Origin of the sequence: Bradyrhizobium genomosp. III (genome assembly GCF_000261705.1) — a bacterium.
Taxonomy (GTDB): domain Bacteria; phylum Pseudomonadota; class Alphaproteobacteria; order Rhizobiales; family Xanthobacteraceae; genus Bradyrhizobium; species Bradyrhizobium ottawaense.
In genome coordinates this window covers 24,167-41,126 of record NZ_AJQF01000063.1, presented here as the reverse complement: position 1 = coordinate 41,126, position 16,960 = coordinate 24,167, and the positions used below count along the sequence as shown (strand labels likewise).

Annotated in this window: 16 protein-coding genes; 4 read left to right on the top strand and 12 right to left on the bottom strand. The window is 64.5% G+C overall.

The annotated features are described in order from the left end of the window. Positions 1 to 152: 152 nt before the first annotated feature. The 9 genes from IC66_RS0106250 to IC66_RS0106210 form a co-directional block, all read right to left on the bottom strand. Entirely contained in the window at positions 153 to 1,016 is an 864-nt protein-coding gene (locus tag IC66_RS0106250; RefSeq protein ID WP_038947038.1) for a sugar phosphate isomerase/epimerase family protein, read from the bottom strand. Beyond that, positions 1,016 to 2,206, bottom strand: a complete 1,191-nt coding sequence (locus IC66_RS0106245; protein WP_028143458.1) for a dihydrodipicolinate synthase family protein — start codon at positions 2,204 to 2,206, stop codon at positions 1,016 to 1,018. The genes IC66_RS0106250 and IC66_RS0106245 overlap by 1 nt, the downstream gene beginning before the upstream one ends. 136 nt (positions 2,207 to 2,342) lie before the next feature. After that, the gene (locus tag IC66_RS0106240) at positions 2,343 to 3,494 is read right to left on the bottom strand and encodes a Gfo/Idh/MocA family protein (protein WP_038947037.1); all 1,152 of its coding nucleotides are present in this window, start codon (positions 3,492 to 3,494) and stop codon (positions 2,343 to 2,345) included. Further along, positions 3,491 to 4,888, bottom strand: a complete 1,398-nt coding sequence (locus IC66_RS0106235) for a hypothetical protein (RefSeq protein WP_038947036.1) — start codon at positions 4,886 to 4,888, stop codon at positions 3,491 to 3,493. Before IC66_RS0106235 ends, IC66_RS0106240 begins: the two co-directional genes overlap by 4 nt. A 130-nt stretch (positions 4,889 to 5,018) precedes the next feature. Next, positions 5,019 to 5,861, bottom strand: a complete 843-nt coding sequence (locus tag IC66_RS0106230; RefSeq protein ID WP_028143461.1) for an ABC transporter ATP-binding protein — start codon at positions 5,859 to 5,861, stop codon at positions 5,019 to 5,021. Between the two features lie 151 nt (positions 5,862 to 6,012). Next, complete coding sequence (locus tag IC66_RS0106225) at positions 6,013 to 7,005, bottom strand: ABC transporter substrate-binding protein (RefSeq protein ID WP_028143462.1); 993 nt, start codon at positions 7,003 to 7,005, stop codon at positions 6,013 to 6,015. A 54-nt stretch (positions 7,006 to 7,059) separates the two neighbouring features. Further along, positions 7,060 to 7,869 (bottom strand): ABC transporter permease, encoded by an 810-nt coding sequence (locus IC66_RS0106220; protein ID WP_028143463.1) that lies wholly within the window; start codon positions 7,867 to 7,869, stop codon positions 7,060 to 7,062. 310 nt (positions 7,870 to 8,179) lie between these two features. Continuing rightward, positions 8,180 to 8,887: a TetR/AcrR family transcriptional regulator gene (locus tag IC66_RS0106215; protein WP_193375303.1), complete on the bottom strand. Its 708-nt coding sequence runs from the start codon at positions 8,885 to 8,887 to the stop codon at positions 8,180 to 8,182. 214 nt (positions 8,888 to 9,101) lie between these two features. Then, positions 9,102 to 9,950, bottom strand: a complete 849-nt coding sequence (locus tag IC66_RS0106210) for a VOC family protein (protein ID WP_038947034.1) — start codon at positions 9,948 to 9,950, stop codon at positions 9,102 to 9,104. Between the two features lie 222 nt (positions 9,951 to 10,172). Between IC66_RS0106210 and IC66_RS0106205 the strand changes: the two genes are divergently transcribed. Then, a complete protein-coding gene (locus IC66_RS0106205) occupies positions 10,173 to 11,066 on the top strand; it encodes a sugar kinase (protein ID WP_038947033.1) in 894 nt (297 codons plus the stop codon). A 17-nt stretch (positions 11,067 to 11,083) separates the two neighbouring features. Then, positions 11,084 to 11,998, top strand: a complete 915-nt coding sequence (gene rbsK / locus IC66_RS0106200; protein ID WP_038947032.1) for a ribokinase — start codon at positions 11,084 to 11,086, stop codon at positions 11,996 to 11,998. Here rbsK and IC66_RS0106195 read toward each other — a convergent pair whose 3' ends face one another. Further along, positions 11,999 to 13,219: an NAD(P)/FAD-dependent oxidoreductase gene (locus tag IC66_RS0106195; protein ID WP_038947031.1), complete on the bottom strand. Its 1,221-nt coding sequence runs from the start codon at positions 13,217 to 13,219 to the stop codon at positions 11,999 to 12,001. A gap of 227 nt (positions 13,220 to 13,446) precedes the next feature. On the opposite strand from IC66_RS0106195, the gene IC66_RS0106190 reads away from it, so the two are divergent. After that, positions 13,447 to 14,241 carry an enoyl-CoA hydratase/isomerase family protein gene (locus IC66_RS0106190; RefSeq protein ID WP_038947029.1) on the top strand — a complete coding sequence of 265 codons (795 nt, stop codon included), beginning with the start codon at positions 13,447 to 13,449 and terminating at the stop codon, positions 14,239 to 14,241. Beyond that, positions 14,238 to 14,813 carry a histidine phosphatase family protein gene (locus tag IC66_RS0106185; protein ID WP_038947028.1) on the top strand — a complete coding sequence of 192 codons (576 nt, stop codon included), beginning with the start codon at positions 14,238 to 14,240 and terminating at the stop codon, positions 14,811 to 14,813. Before IC66_RS0106190 ends, IC66_RS0106185 begins: the two co-directional genes overlap by 4 nt. Here IC66_RS0106185 and IC66_RS0106180 read toward each other — a convergent pair. Continuing rightward, complete coding sequence (locus IC66_RS0106180; RefSeq protein WP_038947027.1) at positions 14,806 to 16,146, bottom strand: TRAP transporter large permease; 1,341 nt, start codon at positions 16,144 to 16,146, stop codon at positions 14,806 to 14,808. The two genes, IC66_RS0106185 and IC66_RS0106180, sit on opposite strands and share 8 nt — an antisense overlap. Continuing rightward, positions 16,143 to 16,721: a TRAP transporter small permease gene (locus tag IC66_RS0106175; protein WP_038947025.1), complete on the bottom strand. Its 579-nt coding sequence runs from the start codon at positions 16,719 to 16,721 to the stop codon at positions 16,143 to 16,145. The genes IC66_RS0106180 and IC66_RS0106175 overlap by 4 nt, the downstream gene beginning before the upstream one ends. Positions 16,722 to 16,960 lie beyond the last annotated feature (239 nt).

Genomic DNA, 16,960 nt, shown 5'->3' with positions numbered 1-16,960 from the left:
CATCTTTGGTGGTACTCCGACCAGTTCGCTGCTTCGCCAGCGGGGCGAACTTGCGCTGGACGAGTTCTATGCGACGCCGACAGCGAGCAGAAGGCCCGCTTCAACGCGCTGCAACAGCTCGCAAGCCCGTATGGGCCGCACTCGTGGTAACTCTACACCACCGTCTTATGACGCGCGATGCAGGTCTGCAGCACCTCGCCCATTGGCTTGCTCCACCAGGCGTTGGAGAAGATCTCGATCTCGGAATAGCCAGCAAAGCCCTCCGCTTCGACCGCCGCACGCACTGATTTGATGTCGATGACGCCGTCGCCCATCATGCCACGGTCGTTGAGGATGTCCTTTGTCGGCACCAGCCAGTCGCAGACATGGAACGCGAGCAGGCGATCCTTGCCGGCGCGCGTGACCTGGCTCATCAGCTCCGGGTCCCACCAGACGTGATAAACGTCGAGCGCGACGCCGAGCATGCCGCTGCGAGCGGGATCGAGCCGGTCGCAGATATCGAGCGCCTGCTTCGTGGTGTTAACGCAGGCGCGGTCGGCCGCGTAAGCCGGATGCAAGGGCTCGATCGCCAGCGGCAGGTTTGCCTGCCTGGCATAGTCGAGCATATCGGCGAGAGCTTCCTCGACCTGCCCGCGCGCTGCCGCGATGTCCTTCGACACCTCGCTGCCCGGCCTGGAATATTGCGGCAGGCCACCGACGACGAGGACGATGCAGGGCGCGCTCAGCGCCTTGGCTTCATCGACGCAGCGCCTGTTGTCGTCGCGCACCTCGCCTCTGCGCGATGCGTCCGAGGTGAACATGCCGCCGCGGCAATAGCCTGAGAGCTCGAGGCCGGCATCGCGCACCGCGCGCGCGGCGCGCTCGAGACCGACGGATGCGACCTGATCGCGCCAGGGATCGATGGCGCGGATGCCTTGCTTTGCACAGGCGTTGATGATCTCGACCAGGTCACCCTGCTTGCGGACGGTCGCCGTGTTCAGCGACAGCCAGCGGTGGTCGGACGAAAAATCGCGCATCAGGATTCGATACCGTGGGTGGCGAGCACGGTCTTCATCCGCTGCGTCGCGAGTTCAGGGTTGGCGAGCAGGCCGGCCTTGTCGGCCAGACGGAACAGCTCGGCCAGATGCAACGTGGAGCGCGTGCTCTCCTGTCCCCCGACCATGGTGAAATGGTCCTGGTGGCCATTGAGATACGCCATGAATACCACGCCGGTCTTGTAGAACCGCGTCGGCGCCTTGAAGATGTGACGCGACAGCGGCACTGTCGGCCCCAGCACGTCATGGAAGCCGGCCTCGTCGCCAGCCGCCAGTCGCGACAGTGCGTAGGATGCCGCCGGCGCAATGGCGTCAAAAATACCAAGCAGCGCGTGCGAAAAACCCTGCTCGTCGCCGGCGATCAGCTCCGCATAATTGAAGTCATCGCCGGTGTACATCTTGATGCGCTTGTCGAGGCGCCGGCGCATGTCGATCTCGCGCTGCTTGTCGAGCAGCGACACTTTTACGCCGTCGACCTTGGCGGCGTTGCCGTTGATGATGGCGACCGCAGTGTCCATCGCCTTGTCGAGATCCCCGGTGCCCCAATAACCCGTCAGCGCCGGATCGAACATGTCGCCGAGCCAGTGGATGATCACGGGCTGCGCTACCCCCGACAGCACGCGATCATAGACCTTGGCGTAGTCATCGGCGTTGCGGCCGAGTTTCGCCAGCGCGCGCGATGCCATCAGGATGATGCGGCCACCGACCTTCTCCACCGCCGAGATCTGTTCCTCGTAAGCGCGGATCACGTCGTCGAGGCTCCTGGCATCCTCGACCGCGAGATGGTCCGTGCCCGCACCGGAGAACACCAGCGCGTTGCGGCGCTTGGCGGCGGCGACCGAGCGCGTGATCAGCTCCAGCGAGGTCGGCCAGTCCAGCCCCATGCCGCGCTGAGCGGTGTCCATGGCTTCGGCAACGCCGAGACCGAGATCCCAGACGTGCTCGCGGAAGGCGATGGTCCTGTCCCAATCGACGGCAGCCGACAGCCAGGGATCGTTGTCGGCGAAGGGATCGACGACCGTGTGCACGGCCGAGAAGGCGATGCGGTTCAAGGGGCCTTCGAGCTTTGCGGGGAACGTGCGCGAGGCCGCGAGGCGGTAGGTCTCGATCGAGCGATCGGCCTTCGGCAATTTCAGCGACAATGATGACATGGGTTGGACGGGCTTGTTCATGATTTCGGACCTCTCCCCGTCATTGCGAGGAGCGGAGCAACGAAGCAATCCAGGCTCCTCTGCGGAAAGACTCTGGATTGCCTCGCTCCGCTCGCAACGACGGCTTGGCAGACATCGGGACTCTATCTATTCGATCTCACGCCTTGATCGGCGCGACGTCGATCCAACGCCGTTCCTTCCAGCTCTTGAGCGCGCATTCGGCAAGCTGCACGCCCTTGACACCTTCGAGCAGCGTGAACTTGTAGGGCGCGTCCTCGTAGACGTGGCGGATGAACATCTCCCACTGCTCCTTGAAGCCGTTGTCGTAGCTGACGTTGTCAGGCAGCTTCTGCCAGTCGCCGTAGAAATCGTGCAGCCGCTTCTCGTCGGGATTCCAGACCGGCCTCGGGGTAGCCTGCCGCGCCTGGATCATGCAGTCGCTGAGCCCGGCGACCGCCGAGCCATGCGTGCCGTCGACCTGGAAGGTGACGAGGTCGTCGCGATAGACGCGCGTCACCCAGGACATGTTGATGTGGGCGATGACACCGCCTTCGAGCTGGAAGGTCGCGTAAGCGGAATCATCCGCGGTCGCCTGGTACTTCTTGCCCTGCTCGTCGAAACGCTCGGGGATGTCGGTGTTACCGATGCAGACCACGCTCTGGACATTGCCGAAGAGGTTGTCGAGCACGTAGCGCCAGTGGCAGACCATGTCCAGAATGATACCGCCGCCGTCTTCGTCGCGATAGTTCCAGGACGGCCGCTGCGCTTCCTGCCAACCACCTTCGAACACCCAATAGCCGAACTCGCCGCGCACCGAGAGGATGCGGCCGAAGAAACCGGAATCGCGCAAAAAGGCGATCTTCTTCAGGCCTGGCAGGAACAGCTTGTCCTGCACCGTGCCGTGCTTGACACCCTTGGCATTGGCGAGCTTGACGACTTCGAGCGCCTCCTCGAAGTTCGTCGCGATCGGCTTCTCGCAATAGACGTGCTTGCCGGCATTGATCGCCTGGGTCAACAGGCCCGGGCGCGCCTGCGTGGTCGCGGCGTCGAAGAACATGGTGTCGTTCTTGTCGGCGAGCGCCGCATCGAGGTCGGTGGTCCAACGTGTAATGTTGTAGCGCTTGGCAAGCGCCTCGACCTTCTCGGCGCTGCGGCCGACCAGGATCGGATCGGGCATCACGCGGTCGCCGTTCTTCAGCCGTACACCGCCCTGCTCGCGGATCGCGACGATCGAGCGGATCAGATGCTGGTTGAGCCCCATGCGGCCGGTGACGCCGTTCATGATGAGGCCGAGGCGTTGGGTGGTCATGTCAAATGCTCCTGAAGTGATCTTGGCTGTTCGAGCGGGAGGAGCGCCGACCAGTCCGGATGGACCGACGTCGCAAAGCCCGTTGCATGAAGCGATCCCGTCAGGAGATCGCCGTCGTGAATGGAGAGCCGGATGCCCTGCCCGGTATCGGCGTAGAGATCGGGATCCGCGGCGGCGAACGCCTGCGCTTCAGCGAGAGGCGTGTCGCCAAAGCCGTCGACATAGTGATGGCCGTTGCGTTCGGCGTGGGTGACACCGAGGAAGGCGCCGAGCGCGAGGTCCTGCTGCACGGCGAGGCCGGCTTGGCAGGTGAGGTCCTCGCCGGTGACGAAGAACCTCTCGCCGTTCGCGCTCCATTTCGCGGCGCGCGTCGCGTTGATGATGGACTTGTAGAGCCCCTTGCAGGATTTCGAGGAAATGCCGCAATAGCCGAGCGCCCGCGCTGCCGGGAAGGCATCGTAGGAATCGTCGGCCTCGTCGATGATGAAACCGTGCGCGGCCAATGCGCCAAGCGGCGTTTGCCTCGTGATGTCGCGCGGCATCGGCTGCTCGACATAGAGCAAGCGCGTGGCGATCGGGCGTAGCGCTGCGTCGTGATCGAGCCGGTCCATCAGCGCCTGCAACGCAGCGAGGTCGGCATATTGCTCGTTGGCGTCGAGCGTCACCTTGTAGTCGTGTCCCAGCGTAGCGAGCTCCTTGCCGATGCGGGAGAGCCGCGCCGCGTCGGCTGCGGGATCGCCCGACAGCTTCAGCTTGAAGTATCGTGCACCGGAGTTCTCGCGGGCATCGGCGACGCCGCGCTCGCCTTCGACGGCATCATCAAGGCCTACGGTATGCCTGATGGCAACACGCTCCAGCGGTACCCGGCCGGAGAGAAAGGTGGTGATGTCCAATCCCACGAGGTCAGGTGAGAGTCGCGCATCGATGCCGGCGATGTTGCCGGCCATTCCATCGAAGAAGCTGGTTTCGGCGGCGCGCAGCAACGCATCGAGGATCGCCTTGTCGATCTCCGCCGGACCGTAAGCCGCGGCGAGCGGCGGAATGTTCTTTTTCGCACACGTCGCGACCTGCGCACCGATGCACGAGGCATGCAGATCGAACGCCGTCAAGAATCCGGTCCGTGCCAAATAGAGCCCGCGCGCAATCTCCAGCGAGCGGCGCAGGCCATCGACCGTCTGCGCCGGCGACAATTCCGGCCGCTTGTCGAACCATTTTGGCACCAGCAGCTCGGCGCTGGCGCCGACCGCGACGCCCCTGCCCTCGACCTCGATCTCGGCGCGCACGAACAGCTGCGGCGTCGCGTTGATCGTGATCGCGCCGAAGCGGAACGGCCGCGCGAACTGCACGGGACGTTCGAAGAAGGCGATGTCTCGCAGCTTCAGGCGCACGGGGATGGTCCTGGAAAGGTCGTCATGCCCAGGCTTGTCCCGGGCATCCACGTTCCTCGTCGCGCGGGGCAGGACGCGGATGGCCCGGACAAGCCCGGCCATGACGCTCTGGGAAGTAGAGCTTCTCCCATCGTCTCTAGTCCAATGCCCCTTGCGAGAAGAAATGCTTGCGGATGCGCTGCACGAGTTCGGTAAACACCGGATCGGCCATCACGTCGAGCGAGCGCGGGCGCGGCAGCGGCACGTCGTAGATCGCAGCGACCGCGCCGGGACGCTCGGTCATGACGAGGACGCGGTCGGCGAGGAACACGGCTTCCGGAATCGAATGCGTGATCAGCAGCACCGTCTTCCTGGTTTCGCGCTGAATCCGCATCAACTCGACATTCATGCGCTCGCGCGTCAGCGCGTCCAGCGCGCCGAACGGCTCGTCCATCAGCATGATCTTGGGGTCGTGCACCAGCGCGCGGCAGATCGAGGCACGTTGCTGCATGCCGCCGGAAAGCTGCCAGGGCAGCTTCTTCTCGAAGCCTTCGAGCCCGACCAGCTTCAACAGCGCCTTGGCACGGGCAAGATATTCGTCCCGCGGCAGCCGCTTCATGTCGATCGGCAGCATGACGTTGGACAGGATGTTGCGCCAGGGCAGCAGCAACGCGTTCTGGAAGACGATGCCGACATTGCCGTGCGGCGTCGTCACCTTCTCGCCCTCGACCAGGATCTCGCCCGCGGTCGGCGGCAGCAAGCCCGAGATCAGCTTGAGCAGCGTGGACTTGCCGCAGCCGGATGGCCCGACCACGACGAAGAACTCGCCGTCATTGATGTGGAAGTCGAGCGGACGCAGCGACGGCACATCGCCGTCGCGCGTCCGGTAGGTTTTGGACACGCCGGAGAGCTTGATGCCCGAGGCATCACCGGCCCGGTCGTTCACCAGTCTCAGATGCGCGGCCGGCTGGACGTCGATTGGTTTGGTCGCAGGGTTCATCGCAGCGCTCTCCCCCCGTCGTCCCTGCGAACGCAGGGACCCATACGCCGTGCCGGCGCGTCCGGGCACGCGGAGTGAGACCTTTCGTAACAATCGAGGCCGGTGGTAATGGGTCCCTGCGTTCGCAGGGACGACAGCGAATATTGATCGCTCACGAGCCGCTCTTCGGCAGATAGTCGTTGGTGTAGAAGGCCTTCGGGTTGTCCTTGGCCTTGGCATCGAGCCCGCCATATTCGACCATCAGATTGACTGAGTCCGTCATGTTCTGGTCGGTGACCTGGAACGGCCGCTTGCTCTTGGTCTCCGCGGTCCGGTACAGCGGAATCGTCAGCTCAAAGCCCTGCGTCAGCGTGTCGATCTTGCCGCCCTTGGGGTTGGCATCGAGGATCGACTGTGCGGCGGCCTTCGGCTCCTTCTCGGCGGCTTCCACCGCCTTGGTCGTCGCCGACATGAAGCGACGGACCAGATCGGCATTGGCTTTCACATAGTCGGCATTGGCAATGATGCCCGAGGAGACCATGTTGATGCCGTAGTCGGCGAACTTGATCGGGTAGACGTCCTTGCCGGTGGCGTCCTTGATCTTCATCGACTGGTCCATGACGTAGCCGAGCAGCAGATCAGCCTGGCCGTTGATGACCGCGTTGAGCTTGGTCTGGCCGTCGCCTGCGACGGTCTGGAAGTCGCTCTCCTTCAGGCCGGTCTTCTTCAGGAACAGCGGCCAGATCTGGGTCATGGAATCGGCCGGCGTGATCGCCACCGTCTTGCCCTTGATGTCCTCGGGCTTTTTGATGTTCTTGTCAGCAAAACCCATGGCGGACATCGGTGAGGTCTGCAGCAGCACGCCGGTTGCAACGACAGGCGCGCCCTTGATGGCGGCGCGCATCATGGTGGGAACGTCGACATAGCCGAAATCGGCGGTCTTGGCGGCGACGGCCTGTGTGGTCGCAGCCGAGCCCCGGCCTTCCTGGATTTCGAGCTCGATGCCTTCGGCTGCGTAGATGCCCTTGGCCTTGCCGTAATAGAACGGCGCGTGCTCGCCGTAGACGTACCAGTTCAACATCAGCACGACCTTGTCGGCCGCCTGCGCCGGCACGGCCGCAAAAACCATCAGCGCCACTGATGCAGCCCCAATCAACCGCTTCATCGTCACTCTCCCTTGCCGTTGTTGTTTCGGCCGTTGGTGGCCGTTGTGCTTTAGTTAAGAGGCGAAAATCACGTCCTCGCGCTGGCTGACATGCCAGGGAATGACCAGCTTCTCGATCCGGTCGACGATCCAGAACAGGATCACGCCGAGCAGCGCGAGGATCACCAGGGCCGCGAACATCGTCGGCAGGTCGAACGTGCCGATCGAGCGCTGCATCACATAGCCGATGCCGGAATTGGACCCAACGAACTCGCCGACGACGGCGCCGACCACCGCGAGCGTCACCGACACTTTGAGACCCGAGAAGATCGCCGGCAGCGCGTGCGGCAGATTCACCGCACAAAACACCTGGAAGCGGCTGCCCTGCATGGCGCGGGCGAGATCGACCATGTCAGGATCGACCGACTTGAAGCCCTGCACCGCCGAGACCACCACCGGGAAGAAGCCGAGCAGGAACGCCGAGATGACCTTTGGAATGATGCCGAAGCCGAACCAGACCACGAACAGCGGCGCGATCGCGATCTTGGGCACGGATTGCGAGAACACCAGCAGCGGATAGATGTAGCTCTCCACCGTCTTCGAACCCGCAATCAGCATCGCGACGGGAATGCCGAACAGAGCGGACAGCGCGAAACCGCAGACCGTCGCATAGGTTGTCGGCCAGGACTGGCGCAGCAATTCCGGCCAGTCGGTACGCAGCACCGCGACGACGTCGAGAGGCGACGGGATCTGGTAGGCAGGGATTCGGAACAGCCGGATGGCCAGATCCCAGGCCACCACGATGAAGACGAGGAACAAGAACGGCCGAACCCAGGCCGCATTCAGCACCTTGGAGATCGCATTTTGCGGCTTCGGCTCGGCCAATTTTCACTCCCGGCAGTCTTCTTCGTTGTGGAGAGAAATTAACCCGTTGGATAAATACTGTCCAGAGCTTTCCCTGTGACGTTTTGTGCCGGTTCCGGGGGCTGAGGAATGCGGACCCGACACTCTCGTGTCCCGGACGCGCTGCAACGCCATTGGCGTTGCGGCGCACAGCCGGGACCCAAAGGCCGCGTGCTCCGCGGTTGCATGGGCCCCCGCTCCGCAGCGCACCGCTGAACCGAAGCTTTCGCGGGCAATGACGGCGGAGATTGAGGAAACGGTGGATGCAATATCCACCAACGAGCGGACAGCCCTAAACCGTTTGCGCCACCGTGGCGCGCGACTTCGGCGCCTTCGCGATCTCGAACAGCGCGACCGACTGCCCGGTCAGCGCGGCCAGCACCAGGCCGACCATGTGCGCCAGCCGCTCGTCCTTGGCCTTTTTGTCCAGGAGGTCGCGGCCGAAGATCACGCTGAGGGTCGCCGAGTTCGAGAGATAGAAGAAGCAGAGCCCTGCGATCGAGATGTAGAGCTGCACCGGATCGACTGCGACCTGGAAGTCGCCGCTGTCGACGCCGCGCCGGACCACGGTGCGGATCATCTCGACGAAGGGCGAGTGCATCGACTTGACCTTGGTCGAGCGCTTCAGGTGCTGTGCGCGCGCGAGGTTCTCGGTCTGAAGCAGCGACAGGAATTCGGGATTGCGCAGGAAGTAATTCCAGGTGAACTCGATCAGGCGCCGGATCGCCTCGGGCGGCTCGAGGTGCTCGAGATCGAGCCCGCGCTCCTCGCTGCGGATCTTGTCATAGGCGCCTTCGAGCACCGCGAGGTAAAGCTCGTCCTTGTTGCCGACGTGGTAGTAGAGCATGCGCTTGTTGGCGCCGGCCTTGGCCGCAATGCGGTCGACGCGAGCGCCGGCGAGCCCGTGAGCGGAAAACTCCTGCTTGGCGGCTTCGAGAATGCGCAGTCGCATCCCCTCGGGATCGCGCTGCCATTTCAGAGTTCGCTTTGCCTTCGCCAAACCGGGTGCTCGCTGGGTGCTGTCGGTACGCGTGTAACACGCGGGCAGCCCGCCGCATAGTTTCGCGACAGTGAAAGCCAAGCAAGCCGGTTTCGTAGGGTGGGCAAAGGCGCTCTTGCGCCGTGCCCACGTCTTCGCATCAATTGGGCAAAGACGTGGGCACGCTTCGCTTTGCCCACCCTATGGGAGTCTTCGAACGGAGAAAGCGGCGCTTTCACTCCACCGGCTTCGGCGAGCGCTCCAGCAGGACCGTCTGAATGCCGCAGGTGCCGTTGCGCACCGTCATGATTCGCGTGCCGGGCTTGCGGCCGTTGCGGACCTCGGTGACGTCGAGGCCGGCGGCGATCAGGCGGGCGCGCGTGGCGTCGATGTCGGCGACCCGCCAGCTCAGGCCCCAGAGCCGGTCATGCGCAAGGTCGCCGCCGGCGACCGGCCGTCGGACCACCTCGACGATCAGATCGCCGCAGCGGAAGAACATCAGCTGGCCCCAATCCTGGTGCGAGCGGTCGAGCGCCAAATCGAGGCCGAGCCGCGCGCCGTAGAGCGCCGCGGCGCGTTCGGAATCCTCGGTGGTGACCACGACGTGGTCGAGCGCGTCGATCGGCGCGACGTCGGTCGCGACCGAGAGCGGGCGCTCGTCGGCAAGCTCGAGGAAGAACATGCGCACGCCGCGCGTGAGTTCCGTGGCAGCGCGCGTGCGCTTCCAATGCAGGACGGCTCCCGATTCGGCGTCGCTGCTCTCCACCTCGGTGACGGGATCAGGCTTCAAGGCCACCCGCTCCAGTCGCCGGTGCATCCTGCTCATGTCTGCGACACGAAAGCACAGGCTGGCGAGCATGCCCTCCTGGTCGTCGAGCAGCGCGCGCATCCGGTCCGCGGTCACGCTGAAACCGCTCGGCGCCATCAATTCGATCGTCATGTTCTCGAGGGTGAACAGCACGCGGTCGGCGCCCTCGCCGGAGTTCTGCCAGGCCGGCGCGCGGGCGAGCAGCGTCTGGTAGGCCGCCTTGGCTGCACCGATATCCCTGACCAGAGCGACGACGTGATCGAGGCCGGTGATCATATGTCCCCCTTTTGATCGACCCTTTTATTGACCTGGAACCAATGCGCCGAAACACGGCGTTTGTCCGGGCTTGGCATTGCCCGGTGATGGTCGTATTCCGGCCCCATGCTGACCTCAAGCGCTTGGGGCGGCAAATTTGCGAATAATTTCAGCGATCCCTGAGCGGAACCGGTGCTACAGTAAGCGGCCGGCCTGGACCACAAAGCGCATGACGGACAAGCAATGCAGGCTCTCTTCATCGGACAGACCTATATCGACGTCGTCTTCATCACCGACCACATGCCGACCGGCGACGAAAAGCACGTGGCCTCGGACTACGCAGTCTCCTTCGGCGGCAACGCGGTGACGGCGGCGTTCTGCTGCGCCAAGCTCGGCATCGTGCCTGACCTGATCGCCACCGCGGCCAATGACTGGCTGGGACGCATGTTCCAGGACATGTGCGCAAAATACGCGATCTCGCTGCACGGACGGAAGGTGAACCAGTCCTCGCTCTCCTTCATCATGCCCAAGGACGGCAAACGCGCCATCGTCCGCTGCCGCGACGACGAGCACATCCATCCCTTTCCGATGCTCAATCTCGGCGGCTGCCGCGCGTTGCACGTGGATGGCCACCAGCCCGATGCCGCGCTCCACTACGCCAAGGTCTGCCGCGAGGCCGGCATCCTGACCTCGCTCGACGGCGGCGGCCTGCGCACCAACACCCATGAGCTGCTGGAATTTATCGACGTCGCCATCGTCGCTGAGCGCCTGTGCGAGCAGATGGATTTGACGCCGGAGAAGATGCTCGACTATCTCAAGAGCCGCGGCTGCAGGATCGGCGGCATTACCATGGGCGAGAAGGGCCTGCTCTGGTACGACGAAACCGGGACGGTGCAGGTGATGCCGGCGATGCCGATCCCGCGCGAGCGCGTGATCGACACCAACGGCGCCGGCGACGTTTTCCACGGCGCCTATGTCTATTCCTACCTCGCCCACCCCGGCAAAAGCTGGCGCGAGCATTTTGATTTTGCCCGGGCCGCCTCGACCTTCAAGATCCAGCGCCTCGGCAACGAGGCCGGCCTGCCGACGCTTGTCGACATCGCCAAGGTCCGGCATGAGTTCGAGGTCAGGGTTTAAATTCCGCAGGGGCAATTATGGGGCGTGTCTTCGTCGCCGGCAGCATCAACATGGATGTGGTGGCGACCGCCGATCGCCACCCGCGCGTTGGCGAGACCGTCGCGGGTCAGCAGGTACTGTATTTTCCGGGCGGCAAGGGTGCGAACCAGGCGGTGGCGGCGTCACGGCTCGGCGCCCGGACCACGCTGATCGGGCGGCTGGGGAAGGATTCCTTTGGCGCTGAGCTGAGGGCGTTCCTCGGCGCGCAAGGCATCGATCTCGGTTCGGTGCGCGACGCCGACACCCACACCGGCACTGCGATCATCACGGTCGCGGCCTCCGACAACACCATCGTCGTCATTCCCGGCAGCAATGCGCAGGTCGGCGCGGGTGATGTCGCGGACGTGCCGTTGGCGAAGGGCGATATCGCCGTCAGCCAGTTCGAGATTCCGCTGCCAACGATCGCCGCGTTCTTCCGGCGCGCGCGCCAGGCCGGCGTCGTGACCGTGCTCAACCCGGCGCCGGCGCAGAAGATGTCCGGTGAGCTGCTCGCGCTGGTCGACATCCTCGTGCGGAACGAGACCGAGCTCGGCTTCCTCGCCGGCGCCGAGCTCTCCGACAGCGACGAGCCCGCGAAAATCCTCGATGTCGCGCGAAACCTTCAGGCGCGCGCGGACCAGAGCATCTGCGTAACGCTCGGCAAGCGCGGCGTGCTCGCGCTTGCCGGTCGCGAAGAGGTCGCCGTGCCCGGGCGTGCCGTGAAGGCGGTCGACACCACTGGCGCCGGCGATTGTTTTGTCGGCGCGCTCGCCGCGCAACTGGCCGACGGTGTGCCCTTGCGCGCCGCCCTCGCCTTCGCCAACGCCGCCGCCTCGATCAGCGTGCAGCGCATGGGCGCCGGGCCGTCGATGCCGACGGCCGCGGAAGTGGCGGCGGTGCTCCGCGCTGGCTGATCACGCCAGCGCGCTCTTCAAATCGAAGCTGTCATCCGCGGCCTGCGCCGGCGTGATCGAGCGATTCATGCCCTGCAACCGTCGGCCGAACATGTGATCGCCGGCGCGGTTGATGGATTCGATACCGAGCAGCGTCTCACCCTTGTAGCAGAACGCGGAGAGCGCCTTGTTCGCGGCGCTGCCACGCAGCACGACGCGGTCATAGCCGGTGGTGAGGCCGGCGATCTGGAGCTTGTCATCGCCCTGGTCGCTCCAGAACCAGGGATGGCTGTCATAGGGCTTTTTGTCGCCGGTCAGCCGCGCCGCGAGGCAGCGGGCGTGGTCGGTGGCATTCTGCACCGATTCCAACCGCAGCGATCCGCCGAAGCGCGGGCTTGCGAACAGCGCGCAGTCGCCGATCGCGGAGATATCAGGGTCGGCCGTCGAAAGATATTCGTCGACGATGATGCCGGCGGCGACCGGCAGCCCGGCCTCAGCTGCAAGCTCGATGTTCGGCAGCACACCGACGCCGACCACGACGAGGTCGGCGGGCAGATGCCGTCCGTCGCTCAGGGAGACCCCGGTGACCTTGCCGCCTTCTGCCTCGATCGAGGTGGCCTGCACGCCGAGGTGAATGCGGATGCCAGCCTCGCGATGCCGCGCCTGAAAATACTCCGAGACCTCCGCCGTCACCGCCCGCGCCATCACGCGCGGGGCAAGCTCGAGCACGTCGACCTCGAGGCCCTTGATCCGCGCGGTGGCCGCGAATTCGAGACCAATGAAGCCGGCGCCGATCACCACGACCCGTGTCTTCGAGGGCATGATCGCACGCAGCGCATCGCTCTCGTCGAGGATGCGCAGATATTTCACGTCGGGCAGATTGGCGTTGGGCAGGTCGAGCAGCCGGTTGCGCGCGCCGGTGGCCAGCACGAGGTGACCGTAGGCCAGCGTCTCGCCCGAGGCGAGCAGCACCTTGTGGCTGGCGCGGTCAATCGACACCGCGCGGCCCGCGATCAACTCGATCTTCTGGTCCTGGTAGAATTTTTCGGGGCGGAACATCAGGCTCTCCGGCCCGGCCGAGCCCTTGATATAGGCCTTGGACAAAGGCGGCCGCTGATAGGGCAGATGCGCCTCGTCATTGATCAGGCCGATGCGCTCGGAAAAGCCCGCCTGGCGCAGCGATGCCGCGACCTGATAGCCGCCATGGCCGGCACCGACGATGATCACCGGACCGTCGCTCATTGGACGGCCCATTTCCGGAAGACACGAGCGTAACCCATGTCGTCTCCTCTCTCGCTGATTTTGGTTGCTGGCCTTACGAGGAGCCGGCGCTCGTGTCCGTCTCTTGGCGAAGGCGCCCCCATTTGAGCCTATCGTTTCGCCCCGCGCAAGGGCGGCGGCCGGGGATTGTCACCCCTGCCCTTCTGCGATTTAGTTGCAGCAACCACCCCTGCCGGAGATTTTCTCAGATGCCAGCTCCCATCTCCCTGCCTGATGATCCCGCCCTACTGCGAATCGACGGCCCGATCGCGACCATCACGCTCAACCGTCCCGCCGCGTTCAACTCCATCAACCTCGCGATCGCGCAGAAGCTCGAGCAGCTCGCGGCCTATATCGAAGCCGCTGACGCCATCAGGGTCGTCGTGCTCGAAGGCGAAGGCCGTGCGTTTTCGGCCGGCGGCGATCTGCAGACGATTGGTGCCGCCGCTGAAGCGGGCACGGTGACACCTGTGGTCGGCGAGCTCTTGAAGCACTATCACGCCTTCATCGAGATCGTCAGGCGCATGCCAAAGATCTCGCTGTCGAGCGTCCACGGCTCGGCCGCCGGCGCTGGCATGGGCCTCGCCTTCGTCACCGATCTCTGCATCGCCGCTGATGACGCCAAGTTCACGCCCGCCTATGCCAAGATCGGAGTGTCGCCGGACGGCGGTTCGACGGTCGGCATCGTCGGCACAGTCGGCTCCCGCCGGGCGCTGCAGATCTTCCTGTCCGAGGACAATTTTACCGCGCAGCAGGCCTATGAATGGGGCCTCGTCGCCAAGACCGTTCCGGCCGCCGAACTGAAGGCGGCCACGCGACAACTCGCCGAGCGTCTGGCGCAGAACCCGCCGGCCGCAATCGCCGGCACCAAACAGCTGGTCTACCAGGCCGCCACCACGCCGGTGAAGCAGCAGCTCGATGCCGAGGAGCACAAGATCATCATGGCCATGAACACGGAAGAATTCCGCATCGCCGTGAAGAAGTTCACGAGCAAGTCGAAGTGACGACTCCAGCGCGTACGTTCTACGGCCTTCGTCATGGTGCGACCGACTGGAATCGCGAGGGACGATTCCAGGGGCGGACCGACAATCCGCTGAATGAGGACGGCCTCCGGCAGGCGCACGAGGCCGTGGACATGCTGCGCGGCGCCGGCATCAGCCGAATCGTTGCAAGTCCCTTGGCCCGCGCGGCACGAACGGCCGAGATCATCGCGGCCGCGATCTCGGTGCCGCTGGCGATCGACGACGGCATCATCGAGTTCGACTTCGGAAGCTTCGAGGGCCTGCCCGTTCGCGACCTCATGATCAAGCACGGGGTCAAGTCGGCGACGGGCCTCGTCTCGATCCTGCCAGCCGACGGCGAGAGCTGGGACGCCATGACGGAACGGTCGCTGGCTTGCGTCTCGGCCTGGCTCGACGGTCACCCCGACGATAATTTGCTGTTCGTCTGCCACGACGCTGTGATGCAGGGCATGGCGAACGCGCTATGCGGCAGCTACTTCAAGAATAGCCATGGCACGCCGTTCCGTTACGTGCGCGAGCAGGCGCAATGGCGGATCGAGCAAGTCGTTACTTAGGACAGATATAGCCCGTCCCCGCCGGCGACTTGAAGCAGCCGACCGATTCCGGCAGCACCTTCTGCGGCAGCCACAGCACCACGCTCGGGAAGTAGATCGCGAATGCGATCGTCCCCAGGAACACCAGATAAATCGGCAACGCAGCGCGTAGCGCTTTCGCGAAACTTATGCCGACGAATTTCGACGCCATCAGCAGCACCAGCCCGTAAGGCGGCGTGATCAGGCCGAAAGCGAGCGTGGCGATCAGCACCACGCCCATATGGACGCTATTGATGTCACCCGCCTCCGTCAGCGTGTTGACCAGCGGCATGAAGATGATGATGGTCGGCACCGGCTCGATGAAGTCGCCTACGATGGTGAAGAGCAGCACCATCAGCAGCATGATCAGATGCGGATCGTTACCTGCCATCGAGGTGATAACGTCGGCGATGTAGCTCGCGCCCCGCAGATAAGCGAGCATCCAGCCGAAGGCATTGGCCGCGCCGATGGTGACCAGCGGCAGCGAGAAGATCAGTCCGGCAATGCAGAAATCGTAAGGGATATTCTTGATGTGCCCGCGATTGAGCGCGGGGATCACGACGAGCACGATCCAGACCACGGCAACGACGCCCGCCTCCGTCGGCGTGAACCAGCCGGTCAAAATGCCCCCTAACAGGATCACCGGGATCATCAGCGGCAGGGCCGCATCGCCGGCCGCGAACACCACCTGCCGAAGCGGGGCGCGCGGCTTGCGTAGGCCCGAGGGACCGAAGAAGTAGCAGTAGATCATCAGGCCGAAGCCGATCATGAGGCCCGGTACGACGCCCGCCATGAACAGGCCGGCGATCGAGACGTTACCGACCGCGCCGTAGACCACGGCGGTGATGCTCGGCGGCACCAGTGCGGCAATGGTCGAGGCCGAGGCGATGATGGCGGCGATGAAGGCGGGCTCGTAGCCCTCGCGCTTCATCGGCCCGCCGAGCGCGCGGCTCATCACGGCGACGTCGGCGGTGGTCGAGCCTGACATTTCCGAGAAGAACATGCTGAAGACCACCACGACCTGCGACAGTCCGCCCCTGATATGCCCGACCAGCGACACCGACAGGTTGGCTATTCGCACCACCACGTTCGCCGAGCTCATGAGCTCGCCGACCAGCAGGAAGAACGGGATCGCCAGCAACGCCTCGGAATCCACGCCGTCGAAGATCTTCTGGATGATGGCGGCGAGCGAGACGTCGGACAGGATCGCGCCGATGAAGACGCCGGCCATCAGCGAGAACGGCACCGGCACGCCGAGATAGCCGAACGACAGGAAGCAGACCGTCATCAACGCCAGGACAACAGGAGCGCTCATAGCTGCGCCCTCGCCTGCGCATCGGTGACGATGGGCGTTCCATCTTCCTCAGGCGGCTCGGGATGATCAAAGCCGTTGCGCAGGCCGTTGACCAGCTGCTCGATGGTGAACAGGCCGATCAGCACGCCCGACAGCGGGATGATTGCATAGAGCGAGGCGATCGGTGTTCCCGACGGCAGGCGAAAGCTGCCGAAGCCGCGGAGATAGTTCTGGTAGCCGTACCAGATCAGGCAGAACGCAACCCCGAGCACGACGATGCGGATGATGACTTCGACGATCATGCGCGAGGTGCCGTGCAAGGCCTCTGAGATGGCGGTGAGATAGAGGTGGTCGTTGCGCCGGGTCGCAGCCGCCGTGCCGACGAAGATCGCGTAGATGAACAGCGTCGAGGTCACCTCCTGGAGCCACAGCCAGGGATGACCGATGGTGCGCGTCACGATGTCGGCGGTCACCGATAGCGAGAACCCGAAGCACAGCACGCCGCAGAGGATCATCAGCGCGAGCTCGAGCCAGTCGAGCCAGCGCCATTTCAGGTGGCGCTGGCGTTGCACGAGCAGTTTGTCGGCGATGGCCATCAATGTCCTCGTCGTCCCGGGCCTAGTGCGAATCGGCGGCTGCTGGCTGAGTGAACCTCTCCCGCCTGCGGGAGAGGCATAGGCCGCCTACGGCGGCCCTTCTTCTAGGACACGCCGAGGCGAAGCCTCGGCTATGGCGGAGCGCCGGGTGAGGGCTGCCTCCTCATTGGGGTACTCCGCGGAGACACCCTCTCCCCTACCCTCTCCCGCAAGCGGGAGAGGGAGCGCACCGTCTTCCG

What these genes read in the sequence shown, in the direction of transcription:
- IC66_RS0106240 (WP_038947037.1), bottom strand. Translation starts at nt 3,494, where the DNA reads ATGACCACCCAACGCCTCGGCCTCATCATGAACGGCGTCACCGGCCGC.
- IC66_RS0106190 (WP_038947029.1), top strand. Translation starts at nt 13,447, where the DNA reads ATGCCAGCTCCCATCTCCCTGCCTGATGATCCCGCCCTACTGCGAATC.
- IC66_RS0106210 (WP_038947034.1), bottom strand. Translation starts at nt 9,950, where the DNA reads ATGATCACCGGCCTCGATCACGTCGTCGCTCTGGTCAGGGATATCGGT.
- IC66_RS0106205 (WP_038947033.1), top strand. Translation starts at nt 10,173, where the DNA reads ATGCAGGCTCTCTTCATCGGACAGACCTATATCGACGTCGTCTTCATC.
- IC66_RS0106250 (WP_038947038.1), bottom strand. Translation starts at nt 1,016, where the DNA reads ATGCGCGATTTTTCGTCCGACCACCGCTGGCTGTCGCTGAACACGGCG.
- IC66_RS0106225 (WP_028143462.1), bottom strand. Translation starts at nt 7,005, where the DNA reads ATGAAGCGGTTGATTGGGGCTGCATCAGTGGCGCTGATGGTTTTTGCG.
- IC66_RS0106245 (WP_028143458.1), bottom strand. Translation starts at nt 2,206, where the DNA reads ATGAACAAGCCCGTCCAACCCATGTCATCATTGTCGCTGAAATTGCCG.
- rbsK (WP_038947032.1), top strand. Translation starts at nt 11,084, where the DNA reads ATGGGGCGTGTCTTCGTCGCCGGCAGCATCAACATGGATGTGGTGGCG.
- IC66_RS0106195 (WP_038947031.1), bottom strand. Translation starts at nt 13,219, where the DNA reads ATGAGCGACGGTCCGGTGATCATCGTCGGTGCCGGCCATGGCGGCTAT.
- IC66_RS0106180 (WP_038947027.1), bottom strand. Translation starts at nt 16,146, where the DNA reads ATGAGCGCTCCTGTTGTCCTGGCGTTGATGACGGTCTGCTTCCTGTCG.
- IC66_RS0106230 (WP_028143461.1), bottom strand. Translation starts at nt 5,861, where the DNA reads ATGAACCCTGCGACCAAACCAATCGACGTCCAGCCGGCCGCGCATCTG.
- IC66_RS0106175 (WP_038947025.1), bottom strand. Translation starts at nt 16,721, where the DNA reads ATGGCCATCGCCGACAAACTGCTCGTGCAACGCCAGCGCCACCTGAAA.